At 41.7% G+C, this 12,370-nt stretch carries 13 protein-coding genes; 6 read left to right on the plus strand and 7 right to left on the minus strand.

The genetic code is table 11. The annotated features are described in order from the left end of the window. The first annotated feature begins 248 nt into the window (after positions 1-248). Complete coding sequence (locus tag AC1F2U_RS19305) at positions 249-1,010, plus strand: Npun_F0296 family exosortase-dependent surface protein (protein ID WP_480262562.1); 762 nt, start codon at positions 249-251, stop codon at positions 1,008-1,010. Between the two features lie 445 nt (positions 1,011-1,455). Continuing rightward, a complete protein-coding gene (locus AC1F2U_RS19310) occupies positions 1,456-2,658 on the plus strand; it encodes an argininosuccinate synthase (RefSeq protein ID WP_480262563.1) in 1,203 nt (400 codons plus the stop codon). A 129-nt stretch (positions 2,659-2,787) separates the two neighbouring features. On the opposite strand, the gene AC1F2U_RS19315 is transcribed toward AC1F2U_RS19310, so the two are convergent. Then, the gene (locus AC1F2U_RS19315; RefSeq protein ID WP_322670292.1) at positions 2,788-3,417 is read right to left on the minus strand and encodes a DedA family protein; all 630 of its coding nucleotides are present in this window, start codon (positions 3,415-3,417) and stop codon (positions 2,788-2,790) included. Positions 3,418-3,864: 447 nt separating this feature from the next. Here AC1F2U_RS19315 and AC1F2U_RS19320 point away from each other — a divergent pair, with 447 nt between their 5' ends. After that, entirely contained in the window at positions 3,865-4,203 is a 339-nt protein-coding gene (locus AC1F2U_RS19320; RefSeq protein WP_480262564.1) for an STAS domain-containing protein, read from the plus strand. Between the two features lie 481 nt (positions 4,204-4,684). On the opposite strand, the gene AC1F2U_RS19325 is transcribed toward AC1F2U_RS19320, so the two are convergent. Both AC1F2U_RS19325 and rpsF read right to left on the minus strand, forming a co-directional pair. Then, on the minus strand, positions 4,685-5,245 hold the full coding sequence (locus AC1F2U_RS19325; RefSeq protein ID WP_194042165.1) for an Npun_F5560 family protein: 561 nt from the start codon (positions 5,243-5,245) through the stop codon (positions 4,685-4,687). A 196-nt stretch (positions 5,246-5,441) separates the two neighbouring features. Further along, positions 5,442-5,801 carry a 30S ribosomal protein S6 gene (rpsF, locus tag AC1F2U_RS19330; protein ID WP_194042163.1) on the minus strand — a complete coding sequence of 120 codons (360 nt, stop codon included), beginning with the start codon at positions 5,799-5,801 and terminating at the stop codon, positions 5,442-5,444. A 381-nt stretch (positions 5,802-6,182) separates the two neighbouring features. On the opposite strand from rpsF, the gene AC1F2U_RS19335 reads away from it, so the two are divergent. Next, positions 6,183-6,956 (plus strand): fumarylacetoacetate hydrolase family protein, encoded by a 774-nt coding sequence (locus tag AC1F2U_RS19335; protein WP_480262565.1) that lies wholly within the window; start codon positions 6,183-6,185, stop codon positions 6,954-6,956. Positions 6,957-6,959: 3 nt separating this feature from the next. On the opposite strand, the gene AC1F2U_RS19340 is transcribed toward AC1F2U_RS19335, so the two are convergent. Then, positions 6,960-7,436, minus strand: coding sequence for a Tic20 family protein (locus AC1F2U_RS19340; RefSeq protein WP_094348027.1), 477 nt, complete (start codon positions 7,434-7,436; stop codon positions 6,960-6,962). Between the two features lie 81 nt (positions 7,437-7,517). Then, on the minus strand, positions 7,518-7,715 hold the full coding sequence (locus AC1F2U_RS19345; protein ID WP_480262566.1) for a hypothetical protein: 198 nt from the start codon (positions 7,713-7,715) through the stop codon (positions 7,518-7,520). A gap of 603 nt (positions 7,716-8,318) precedes the next feature. Between AC1F2U_RS19345 and AC1F2U_RS19350 the strand changes: the two genes are divergently transcribed. Next, the gene (locus AC1F2U_RS19350; protein WP_480262567.1) at positions 8,319-11,489 is read left to right on the plus strand and encodes a hypothetical protein; all 3,171 of its coding nucleotides are present in this window, start codon (positions 8,319-8,321) and stop codon (positions 11,487-11,489) included. 214 nt (positions 11,490-11,703) lie between these two features. After that, positions 11,704-11,853, plus strand: coding sequence for a photosystem I reaction center subunit VIII (psaI, locus tag AC1F2U_RS19355; protein ID WP_480262568.1), 150 nt, complete (start codon positions 11,704-11,706; stop codon positions 11,851-11,853). 202 nt (positions 11,854-12,055) lie between these two features. Here the strand turns inward: psaI and AC1F2U_RS19360 are convergent, their stop codons facing one another. Together AC1F2U_RS19360 and psbL are read right to left on the minus strand one after the other, a co-directional pair. Further along, the gene (locus AC1F2U_RS19360; protein WP_012411803.1) at positions 12,056-12,175 is read right to left on the minus strand and encodes a photosystem II reaction center protein J; all 120 of its coding nucleotides are present in this window, start codon (positions 12,173-12,175) and stop codon (positions 12,056-12,058) included. Between the two features lie 69 nt (positions 12,176-12,244). After that, entirely contained in the window at positions 12,245-12,367 is a 123-nt protein-coding gene (gene psbL / locus AC1F2U_RS19365) for a photosystem II reaction center protein PsbL (protein WP_322670285.1), read from the minus strand. Positions 12,368-12,370 lie beyond the last annotated feature (3 nt).

Here is a 12,370-nt window from a genome sequence, read left to right on the forward strand (position 1 = left end):
TATATGCAGGCTAACTTTACATATTTTTTATCTTCAGATAAAGAACAGATATCCTATCCACTTTCACGGCAAGTGAAACTACTTATTTATATTCGAAAATAGGGCAAATTATTGGCTAAATCCAGGAATTTTTCAATAAATACAAATCCAGTAGTTTCATCCTATTGTTTCTTCTAGAAGACACTACATAATGAATCCAAGTCGCACAACGAACTTTTCAAAAATTAAAAATACAGAATTTCAAAATTATGTCTCTTACAAAAATTGTTTGTATCGCTGCTTTATCTCTATCTGCAATCTCCTCATTTATCTATGCAGGTTCTGCCCAAGCTATATCCTTCCAAGTAACCACTGGCATTGCAGGCCCTAATGGAGAAACTGACCAAGGTGCTTTTTCTGAGTTTACTCAACTTCCCGGTACGACAACTGTTAACTTCAATAATGGTCAAGCACCAACCACCGGTTTTGCTAAATACTCATTTGAGAATAACAGTGGAACCAGCAGTGTGAGGTCAGATGTATGGGCACCTGCTGGGGCAAATGGTGAGGTCAATAATGGGAACTATTTGGCAGTTTTCAACGGCGATAAAGTCACAATTAACCTTGCAAGTTCCCTCAATTATTTCGGTATTGACTGGGGAGCTATTAGTTCTGGTAACGTTTTTTCCTTCTACAATGGCGATAATCTAATCAAATCATTTTCAACTGAGGATGTGAATCCAGTTGCTCCAATTCGTGCATCACAGCATGGCGGTGAAGGAAATGGCTACCTTCACTTCTACTCAGATAGTAGCAACGATATTTTCAACAAGATTGTCATTACCCAAACAGGTGGTGGTGGATTTGAAAGCGACAACCATTCTTTCCATCTAGGAACTGACAAATTTACAGGTTTTGACCCTAAATCTGTTCCTGAGCCTAGTATTACATTAGGTATGCTGGCTGTAGGTGGTATGTTTCTACGCAAGCGCAAGAACGAAAAGTTACAAAGTGTAAGACAATCTCATTAAATATATCAATTTGAGCTAAGTAAGATTTTCTCTATACTCTAACCTTAGCCTGTACAAGCATTTCAAAACTTAGTTAATATTAAATACCAATCAGGGTGAGTTTACTTAGTTAAACTCGCCCTAATCCTTTTGCCATTTATAATCGGGGCTTATTCTACGGTCAATGCTACGCGCAGCAAGCTGAGAAAATTTTCTTTAACTAGACTTTTTATTCATGCAAAATTGGGAGAAGGGGTTGGGGGATGTAGCAAGATCCCGTAGGGTGGGCAAATTTTACATTTCATTTGTGCAAGGGGTCTACTCAATACTGCTTAGAGCTTAACCAAACCGGATTGAGAGTGAACCGTAATTTTGACTTCTATAGGTTGTTGCATGAATAAAATATACGTGGATTAGTTTAGATATAATAATGACTCATTCTTTGTTGTCCTAACTGGAGAAATTAATGGGTCGCGCCAAAAAGGTTGTCCTGGCATATTCTGGTGGAGTGGATACCTCAGTTTGCATCCCCTACCTCAAGCAGGAGTGGGGTGTGGAAGAGGTGATTACCCTAGCAGCAGATTTAGGTCAGGGAGATGAATTAGAGCCAATCAGAGAAAAAGCTCTGAAATCGGGTGCAAGTGAATCCCTAGTGGCGGATGTCAAAGACAGCTTCGTTAAAGATTACGCCTTTGGAGCGATTCAAGCCAACGCCCTTTATGAAAATCGTTATCCTCTAGGAACCGCTCTTGCTCGTCCACTGATTGCCAAAGTATTAGTAGAAACAGCCGAAAAATATGGTGCTGATGCGATCGCTCACGGTTGCACCGGTAAAGGCAACGATCAAGTTCGCTTTGATGTCTCTGTCACTGCCTTAAACCCCAACCTGAAGATCCTCGCACCAGCCAGAGAATGGGGGATGAGCCGTGAGGAAACGATCGCTTATGGGGAAAAGTTTGGTATTCCCTCACCAGTTAAAAAATCTTCTCCCTATAGTATTGACAAGAATTTGCTTGGTCGTAGTATTGAAGCTGGTTTACTCGAAGATCCGTCATTTGAGCCACCAGAAGAAATTTATGAAATGACCAAAGCGATCGCTCACACTCCCAACGAGCCAGAGTACATCGAAATTGGTTTCCAGGGTGGTATTCCTACAACCCTCAACGGTATAGCCAAAAAGCCAGTTGAGCTAATTGAAGAACTCAATCAGGCGGTAGGAAATCATGGCATCGGACGGATCGATATGATTGAAAACCGTCTAGTGGGGATCAAATCGCGGGAAATCTACGAATCACCCGCGATGTTGGTGTTAATTCAGGCACATAGAGATTTAGAAAGCTTGACCTTAACGGCAGATGTCACCCATTACAAGCGTGGGATTGAAGAAACTTACAGCCAAATTGTTTACAACGGTTTGTGGTACAGTCCACTCAAAGTTGCACTCGATGCCTTTATTCAAAAGACACAAGAGCAAGTCTCTGGAACTGTGCGAGTGAAGTTGTTCAAGGGTAACTCTACAATAGTTGGGCGTTCGAGCGATAATTCCCTCTATACTCCCGATTTGGCAACCTACGGAGCCGAGGATAAATTTGACCACAAAGCCGCTGAAGGCTTTATATACGTTTGGGGACTACCGACTCGCATTTGGTCAAAGCAGATTAGGGGTTAAGAGTTAGGAGTTGGGAGTTAGGAGTTAGGAGTTAAAAAAGCAAAATACAAAAGTAAAAGTTAAAAAAATTCACTTTTTACTTTACTCTTTACTCCTCACTCCTCACTTCTGACTTAGTTTATGCTTGACTTACTCTTCTGCTGCACCTTTAACTTGGCGAGACTCCAGCCACAGGGGCACAATAATTAAGGCAGCGAGGATTAGTAAAGCTGCGATCGCAAATTGACCCACCCAAGCAACCAATTGTTCTAAAGAGACTATTTTGCCAGCAAAAAAAGCTAATGTCACCATCAAACTAGCCCAAGCAACTGCTCCTAAAAAGTTGTATAAAAAGAATTTTCTAAAGGGCATTTCAGCTATACCGGCTAGTGGTGCAGCAAAAACTCGTAACAATGCCAAAAAACGCCCAAAAAACACCCCTTTAGCAGCGTTTTGACTAAATTGATCTTTAATACTCAGCAGCCGCACTTCAGAAATCCGAAATATGCTGCCAACTTTTACCAGAAAAGCCCAACCGCTAACTCTACCAATCCAATAGCCACAAGTACCACCAATGACAGCACCCATGATTGCGTCACCGAGAACCAGCCAGAAATTTAGTTCATCGCTGCCAGCTAAAAACCCGCCCACTAGGGTCACGGTTTCACCAGGAAGGGGAATGCCTAAATTTTCTAGCAAAATTCCGAAAAAAATTGCCCAATATCCGTAATTATGAGCAACTTCCTGGATATTTTCTAGTGAAATCAGCTCTAAAGACATTCCGCACCGCCGTCTTTACAAATTTTTACTTTTACTATATTTTTGCTTGTTTTTGGGTGGGGTGTCAATCAAACTAATACATAGCTTTTAGTCTATAGTAACTGTTAACTTTTGACTATTAACTATACAATTTTTGGGATTCTTACCACATGTTCATAATTTATTAAAAAAAGATTAAAAATTTTATAGAAAATTTATAAATATCCCTTTAAATTATGAAAATCTTGTAAAAGATACGGTTGATACCGAAATTGTTAGGCGCTTATGCCTATATTGATGAAAGTTATCACAAATTATACGACATGGATACTGAATTAATTTATCTTAACTGTAGGACTGCAATTGCCCAAATATCTGGGTAAAAGAGTCATTTCACCGTTGAAAGAGAAGAAGTATTGATGTCTTTTTCAATTTTTTGTCAAGTGTTCCAATTACCCTGTTAAATTCATGGCTTTTACACAAGAACTTCAAGTGATTTTGTTCAAACCCCAAGGAAGCATAGATTTGGAAGGCGGTAAGGCTTTGAGCCAACAGATGGCTGGAGTAGTACCTCAAGCTTATCAACTCTGGGTTATCGACCTAGCAGAAGTTAACTTCATGGACAGCTCTGGGTTAGTTCCTTTAGTAAAAGGCTTAAAAGCTGCACGTCAGAGTGGTTGCCGCTTGGTTCTATGCAACGTACAAGCTCCTGTACGGTTGATTTTAGAACTTACCCAACTCGATACAGTGTTTGAAATTTTTCATACTTACCAAGATATTTTTACCAACTCAAAGATAACAGTCTGATGCTAGCAGACTAACTAATAAATCTACCTAAAGAAGGATGGTGGAGTCAAGCAATATTTGCATTTTTTCACATTCTCTTAAGATAACAGTCTGGTGCTAGCAGGCTGATTTTCTTTATTGTCCAGAGAATAATGTTGAGAGAAACTGATGTCTTTGAGCTAGGTAGTATAAATTGCATTATTGGAAGTCATCTACCTAAAGCAGTAAAGTCAGAAATTGCCAAAATCGATCGAAGCAAATGCAACTATTCGTGACACTCCCCAGCCTTTTAAATACAGGGTTATGCAAATTACTCTAAGCTAATTGTTTTATATGGGACGTAACTAGTGAAAGGAAGCACGAGGTAAGAAAGGTTAGATTTTCAGCTTTTAGGTTATTTCTAACTTTATAGTTATTTTTGCCTCGATCTACTACTTGGATGCCTCCAAGATGCTTTGATGCACCAATTTCTTACCTCTTAGATTCCACCATAAGTGTAATTTTAGGCATTCTGGGGAGTCGAAATATTAGTTTGTTCGGATGCTGGACGGGGAAAATTTGGTAAATCAATACCGCTGTGACTAGCATTGCGAGTCTTGAGTGCTAAACGGTAACTCACACTTTGCAGTTCTGCTTGCAGTTGGCGGTTTTCCCGTTGTAGCATTGCTACCTTTTCTCTCACTGGCGTCATCCGCTCCTCAAACTTCCGACGGTAAATTTGAGGCAACTCTTGTACTACTTGCTCTAACATCCGAGTGCGATCGGTAAGTTCTTGAACTGACTGTCGCAATTGATAAATTTCGGAGTCACGAGTTGTAATTTGCTCTTGATAGAACGCCACCTGCTGTTCCACAGCTTGAAGTTGTTCTTGTAAAGCGTGTAACTGAGTCAGATCGCGTTCAAATTCCGGCTGCTGGGGCATAAAACTAGTGTTACCCTTTACCAGGCGGAAGAGTTCTTGAGATAGTTGTTGCACTAATTGATCGCGAAGTTGCAGCTCTTGGCGTAGCTGCGATACTTCCGTCGAGAGAACTTGAATATTAGGTGTATCAGATTGGCTCACAGTAGCTTAAAGCTCCCATTCAGAATCTTGTCCACTCTTAGGTATAACTGCGGGAGTACTACCTTTGGCAAGTATTTGTTAATTTAGCATTCCCAAACAAGTGACGAAAAAAGAAAAAGACAAAATTTTATTGAATGGGAGTGGGGATTGGACATTTAGTTTCTTCCCTAGTTCCTAGTCCCCAATCCTCAGTATCTTAAACTGTTGCAGGTGTTGCAGCTACTTTAGTAGGCTTTTCTTTTTCCTCTTTAGGGGGTTTTTCTTCTTCAATGTCCTGTTTAATTGTCAAATAGCGAATCACTTCTTCACTCAAACGCATGGCGCGTTCAAAGGGAGCGATCGCAGTTGCAGGCGCACTGTAGTTTAATTGGATGTAGATGCCATCCCGGTGTTTTTTGATTTCGTAAGCCAGACGGCGCTTACCACGATTTTGAATTTGGATCTCCTCAGCGCCTTGATCGCGAAGCAAATTCTGATATTTAGTAACTGCTTGCTCTACCTGTTCCTCTCCCAAGTCAGGACGGAGGATGTACATTGTTTCGTAATTTGTAGTCATATTTTTCAGTTTCCTCATGGACAAAAGTGGCTGCTGATATTAATTTATACCTAACTTTATTGAAAAAGCCAGTATTAATCAACATCTGAAGCAACAAGGAACTATAATCTTACCAGTTTTCAATTTGAATCATTAGCCAAATCGCCGAAGTTTAGATTTTTGGATGTCCCTAAATGAAAACTAGGTTGGGAGGCAATCCTGATATTTGTTTAACAAGATCGATCGAGCTATCAGGTTCGCTAAGGGGTATCTTTCTTTAAAGGGCATCTTAGTAGCGATCGCTTTTTTGCTCATGGCTCAATCGGTTCGCTAAACAGCTAACTGACGATTGCTACCTGCTCACAGCAACTAAAAAGCAGAAAAAAGGTATTCATCAAGGTTATGGCGCAGCGCTACGTGCGGATTCAAAATCCAGAAGGACAGATTTACTATGGGTTACTACAGCTATCCCTGAATGTGCAGGTGCTAGATGCTCCACCCTGGTTACAAGGACAACCCACTGATTTAACTTTGACACCAGAAAATTACCAAATTCTGGCTCCCTGCGCTCCCTCAAAAATTGTGGCGGTGGGTAAGAATTATGCAGATCATGCAGCCGAAATGGGAACTCCAGTACCTTCTGAGCCATTAATCTTTCTTAAGCCACCTACATCTATCATTCCATCTGAGAGGGAAATTAAGTATCCTCGCCAGTCACAAAGAGTTGACTATGAAGGAGAGTTAGCTTTAGTGATTGGCGATTATGCCTTTGAATGTACGCCAGAGGTAGCCCAAACCAAAATTTGGGGCTACACGATCGCCAATGACGTAACAGCGCGGGATTTACAAAAACAAGATGGTCAGTGGACGCGAGCCAAAGGTTTTGATACTTTCTGTCCTTTGGGGCCTTGGATTGTGCGGGAATTAAATCCAGGAGCGAGATTGCAGACTTTTGTGAATGACGATGCTAATCCAGTCCAATCTGCCTGTATCGATCGGATGGTGTTTTCCCCCGATGTTTTAGTTTCCTATATCAGTCAGGTGATGACCCTACTCCCTGGTGATTTGGTGCTTACAGGTACGCCGGAGGGTGTAAGTGCTTTGCATCCAGGCGATCGCGTCCGCGTAGAAATTGAAGGTATTGGTCGCCTGGAAAACACCATAGTGGCCCGTTAACTTCTAACGCACTTGCATATACACTGCATCGGAAATCGCTGGAATTTCTGCATAACGTCCGCTTACAGACTGGATGACTGAATATGCGACTGCTCCCACTATGCCAATAAAAATGGTTGTGGATAGAGTTTGGATGGCAAAACCACCGGAGGGAACTAGTCCCACAACATCAGTTAGGATGCTAAACAAAAAGATAATGATGTCCAAAAGGATTGCTTGCATGGTGTTGAAACGAATAAAGTGACTAATTTTTTCGTTTCTTACTACCAGCAAAAATAAAGCAAAGAAAATAATCATTCCTGCATAACGCACGCCATAGTAAATTCTCAACAATGGCAGAAGCGGCAGAAACAGTAGTTGTAGTGGTGGAAACTCTGAGAGCAAATATCTACCAAATACAAAAACTTCAATTAGAGGAAGCAAATAAGGCAAGGAAGCAAAAATCCGATCTGAAACTGTTGTAGACCCGCGCCAAGACATTATGCGTTCTCCTGTGGTTAAATTTTAATAGTTACTTGAGCTTAGGATAACGCAGTTGCTTGGTCTTGCTGAGAAATTCAACTATTCTATCTGGGCGATGCGAAAGCCCATCATGCACTCATACTGGTCTGGCTGCTGTTGAGTAAGTTTGCGAATGGCTTGACCACAGCGCAGTTGACCCCCACGCCAACGGGGTTGACCGCTCCCGTCAGCGAGTAAACAAGACTGGCAAACTTGCTCAGGGGCAAGGATTTGCTCGTCCATTAAAATGACTAGCATCGAATCCCTCCTGTAAATCCTCATTGTCAACCCACATTTCACTCAAGGGAAGACGTGTTTTATAGCGGTTCAAAGAGCCACTTCAGATAGATTGGATGCGTTTTGCGTGGTTAAGTGTTGTGATTTGCGATCTCGCTTTGCGCCTAACTTGGGCGATCGCAGAGGACACTTAAGAACCACATCCTACCTCTTTGTAGCAAAAATGTGGGCAATTACGATTCAATAACAATTCTCAAGTGAATTTTAATTTATTGTACGTTGTGTCTATTGCAAAGTGGAAATTCTAGTAAAAAATAATACAAAAATTTTTGCACTAAGTTGAGCACAGACAACTAACGGTATTCATTGCATCCCTGTTAATTTAGCACTAGGATCTGTGAAACTTAATATTCAGAAAACAACAAAAGCTTTACGCACAAGCAACACGGCGACTTATTGAAATTCCTTTGAGGTGAGTAGTTAAAGTGTGGGAAGTCAAGTCAGTAAAACTGAGTTAACTTGATAGCCATTTAAGTGAGGCATTTCTAAAATACTGAGGTAAACTTGCAAGCAAGTTAATCCACAATATTACTCAGCGGCTCGTCGGTCTGGGCATCACTTACAATGGAACACTGGCAATTTCTGATACAGAAACAAGGCGCTCGCTCGTGGCATATCCTAGAATCGCCAAATTTGGAAATTTTGGAAGGACAGTATAGAGTTTTGGCTCGTTCTAACCTTCTTAATACAGACGTGGAAGTGCGGGTAACTCACTCTTCAACCGAGGAAGTTCAACCAACGCGGCGAATTTTCAAGCGATCGCGTCGCACTAATTCAGAAGGCATAATGGCGGTAATTCCTTTTACCTACTTCCAGCCGGGAGTTTGGGAGTTGCGCTGTTCCGGCGATTTGATGTCGGATCTGCTCGGTAAATCTTGGCAATACAGCGTGCAAGTGCAAGTCTTCTCGCTGTTAGCAGAGAGAGAGCCGAGGAAAAATTTAGGATCGAGTTCACCTGACGATCGCCTAGATACTGTTTCTGAAAACTTGGAATCTAATGCCCCAGCAGAAACTGCAATTACGTTATTTACGTTTGAGAAAGCGATCGCAGTTTCTGAAGGACTGGCAATTACTACAGATGGCAACCTCACTGTTGCACCAGATGAAGAGAACTTGGAATCTAATGCCCCAGCAGAAACTGCAATTGAGCTAGATAATGCGATCGCAGTTTCTGAAGGACTGGCAATTACTACAGATGGCAACCTCACTGTTGCACCAGATGAAGAGAACTTGGAATCTAATGCCCCAGCAGAAACTGCAATTGAGCTAGATAATGCGATCGCAGTTTCTGAAGGACTGGCAATTACTACAGATGGCAACCTCACTGTTGCATCAGATGAAGAGAACTTGGAATCTAATGCCCCAGCAGAAACTGCAATTGAGCTAGATAATGCGATCGCAGTTTCTGAAGGACTGGCAATTACTACAGATAGCAACTTTGTTACTACTGTTGCGTCAGATGAAACGGAAGAAGATGAAGATATAGTTATCGATCGGCCTGTAAGTCCTGTATGGCTTAAAGGAGAGACGGCAGAGCAGATTTTACAAAATTTAATAGATTTAGCTTTACCCACCTCTGAACTGCTGCCCCAAGATGAAAAAGTTACAGATTCTTCGGCAACACAACTACCGCCACCATTACTGCTAACTTTAAGTCAGGATAATTATATTGCTCGTTGGGGACAAGCTCTTATAATCAACGGGTACATAGAATTCCAAGAAAAGACAAATCTAGATTGGGATGAAACATCATCTTCAAAAAGCTTGCGGGCGCTTGAAGTAGAAATTGAACTGCGATCGCCCAATAACTCGAAAATCTTGACTAAAGTACGGCAACCCTTATCAGATAAGGAGTTGCCCTTTAGTATCAATACCTCAATTGATATTCCTGCTGATTGTGAATCCAAGCTAATTTTGGCAGACATCAGTTTGTATGGTAAATTCGCTGATGGCGGTGAAGTCATGCCGTTAGCCACCCAGTCCTTCACCATTACAGCAGATGTAACAGAATTACTGGCAATCACAGCCGCAACAAAATCCAGTACATCTTTAAATGACCTTGTAGCAACATCGAACTCATCTGGTGCTTTCACAGAAACAGAGACACCTGTTAGGCTCGATTTGAAACTATTAAATTTGGTCAAGACTCCAAAAACAGACCAGTCTCAGATAGTTCATCTATCTCCAAACACACCTTTACCAGCGCAAATTAACCTGCAAGTTCTGCGAGAAGCTAATCTGCGGACATCTAAGTTCAAGAATTCAAGCATTTCGTTGCCTCAATTACCGAAACTACCCCCTATTCAAAGTGATGCCAACATTCCCACAGATGTTGTTGCAGAACCACAGACACGGGAGGAGCTTGTAGAAAAGGATACTATTATAGCCACCATCAACTTAGAGCAGTTGGTCATCAAGCAACGTCGAATGCCAATACTTGAGACTACTTTGCCATACTTGAAACGGTTACAAGCTTTGCCAGATGATGCCGAAGAAAAAGTAGAAAATAATGTTCTTCCAGATGCATTGGAAGTTAAAGCGGCTGAAGACTTACCAAAATTGGACGCAACTGTGGCTGAAGATGAAAATATACCTGAATTAGGAGTAGGGGACGCACAATTTCAGGAAGAATCTGTTGCTGAAGTCGAAGCCCCGCAAAATTCGCAATTCCAGGAAGAAGTTGCTGAAGTTGAAGCCTCACAAAATTTGCAATTCCAGGAAGAATCTGTTGCTGAAATCGAAACCCCCCAAAATGCACAATTAATTACAACCGGAAACCTTTATTCATCTCCCCTGTTGAGGAAGTGGATGCAGAGCCAAGGATACTCCTTGCCTGAATCTATCAACGATCTGCAACCTCAAGATTACAATAACTATGTTCCACCGCAGCAGATACCCCTTCCTCCTAGTGCAGAAAATGCGAATGTTGATGTTAACTTGCCATTAGACCTAGATGCCAACACGGAGAATAATCTGAGCGAAGATTGGAGCAGTTCACCACTTCTCCTGACTGAAACGCGCAAGGGAGAAGAGACATGGGAAGAAGTCGCAGGATTGGCTCGTGAACTGGAGAACTTTGGGGAAGATATAGACACAGCGCAGGAAGTGGAACTAGGGATTGGAGAAAATACGGAAATAGAAAAAGTACTAGAAGAACCAACAATCTCATCGGCTCTGTTAACACAAGTACCGCCCCCTCCCCCTCCAATAAAAATAAATATAGCGTCAGCTTGGTTGGCGCAAGAAATCGTTGTAGATGATACAGATAGCGAACTGGAAGGCGATACAAAGGAGAGTGACACCTTTGAAGAAAAGGAGCAACCACTTTTATATTCATCTTCTTCCTTACCTCTAATTGCGGCAGCCACTGAGCCTTTGCCAACTCCACATTTGTATGTGCCAGAAGGCGAATTAATTGCTGGCAAGTCTGTCATAGTGCGCGTAGTACTGGCAGAAGTACCTCTGCAAGTTGTTGTCAAGTTATGGCTTGAAGATTATCAAACTCGCTACTTACTAGATGGCCCCCATTTGTTGACAAATTTACTTCCTAATGCATCGGGAGGATTGGAAGTGATGACACAATTAAACATTCCCTTGGGCTGTTTGGAAATTCGCTTAGGAGCGATCGCACTCGATCTTACAACTCAACAGGAGAGTCACAAAGTCACAATAGTGCGAACCGTGATTCCTCCAGACTTGCCAAGCTTGCAACTAGATGAACTCCTAGGTATGTAACTCAGGTATGAAGGGTATTGGGCATTGGGCACAAGAGGCAGAGGGAAAAGAACTTGTACAATAACTCTCCTCTGCTCCCCTGCTCCCCTGCTCCCCATCTCCACATCTCCCAATTATCCCCTGTGTTAAAAATATGAAAGAATTTCAAAAATTTGGCAGAATTTGCAGTAAGCTCATTTTGAATTGTAGTGTGATTTCATAGGAACCTTTAACTATGGCAACATCTTTTTTACCTACTGTCTTGGCTAGTACTTCGTACTTGTCTGCTATCTTCGTGCCCATAATTGGTTGGGTTTTGCCAGGTGCGGTCTTCGCGTTTCTGTTTTTATACATTGAAAACGACGATATCAGCGATATCAACTGATACTGATGTAGTCATTAGTCACTTGTACTGAGCGAAGCCGAAGTATTAGTCATTTGCAGAAAACAAATGACAAAAGACAAATGAGAAATGACCAAAATTAATACCGCCCATCTCATAGAGACAGGCGGTTTTTTTAACGTTGATTTCTCAACAAATGCTAGAAAAATTCTAACTTATAGTATTCGGTTCAAACTAACTAATGTTAAATCGAAGAACCGAGTCCGGCGTAGGCACCATAAAAGAAAATGCCCAAGACTGTAATTATACCTAAACCTGCGATCGTAGCGACGACCCACAGGGGAATTCTCCCACTTCCAGACACAGCTTCTCTCCTCCCTTAACAACAAATCAACACACGTTCATAAACCAAGATTAACAACAGTACTTCTAATTAGTTAAAGAAGTAACTGGAAAACAGAATACCCAGAACGAAAATCATTAGTAATCCCAGGTATAAAGAAGTCCGGTTTAGTTCAACCGGCTGATTATTGGGATTGGGGGATCTTTCTACCATAAT

It is taken from the genome of Nostoc sp. LEGE 12454, from assembly GCF_056620565.1.

Excerpts from the sequence above, each read along its gene's own strand:
- AC1F2U_RS19305 (WP_480262562.1), top strand. The coding sequence starts at position 249 with ATGTCTCTTACAAAAATTGTTTGTATCGCTGCTTTATCTCTATCTGCA.
- AC1F2U_RS19310 (WP_480262563.1), top strand. The coding sequence starts at position 1,456 with ATGGGTCGCGCCAAAAAGGTTGTCCTGGCATATTCTGGTGGAGTGGAT.
- AC1F2U_RS19315 (WP_322670292.1), bottom strand. The coding sequence starts at position 3,417 with ATGTCTTTAGAGCTGATTTCACTAGAAAATATCCAGGAAGTTGCTCAT.
- AC1F2U_RS19320 (WP_480262564.1), top strand. The coding sequence starts at position 3,865 with ATGGCTTTTACACAAGAACTTCAAGTGATTTTGTTCAAACCCCAAGGA.
- rpsF (WP_194042163.1), bottom strand. The coding sequence starts at position 5,801 with ATGACTACAAATTACGAAACAATGTACATCCTCCGTCCTGACTTGGGA.
- AC1F2U_RS19335 (WP_480262565.1), top strand. The coding sequence starts at position 6,183 with ATGGCGCAGCGCTACGTGCGGATTCAAAATCCAGAAGGACAGATTTAC.
- AC1F2U_RS19340 (WP_094348027.1), bottom strand. The coding sequence starts at position 7,436 with ATGTCTTGGCGCGGGTCTACAACAGTTTCAGATCGGATTTTTGCTTCC.
- AC1F2U_RS19345 (WP_480262566.1), bottom strand. The coding sequence starts at position 7,715 with ATGCTAGTCATTTTAATGGACGAGCAAATCCTTGCCCCTGAGCAAGTT.
- AC1F2U_RS19350 (WP_480262567.1), top strand. The coding sequence starts at position 8,319 with ATGGAACACTGGCAATTTCTGATACAGAAACAAGGCGCTCGCTCGTGG.
- psaI (WP_480262568.1), top strand. The coding sequence starts at position 11,704 with ATGGCAACATCTTTTTTACCTACTGTCTTGGCTAGTACTTCGTACTTG.
- psbL (WP_322670285.1), bottom strand. The coding sequence starts at position 12,367 with ATGGTAGAAAGATCCCCCAATCCCAATAATCAGCCGGTTGAACTAAAC.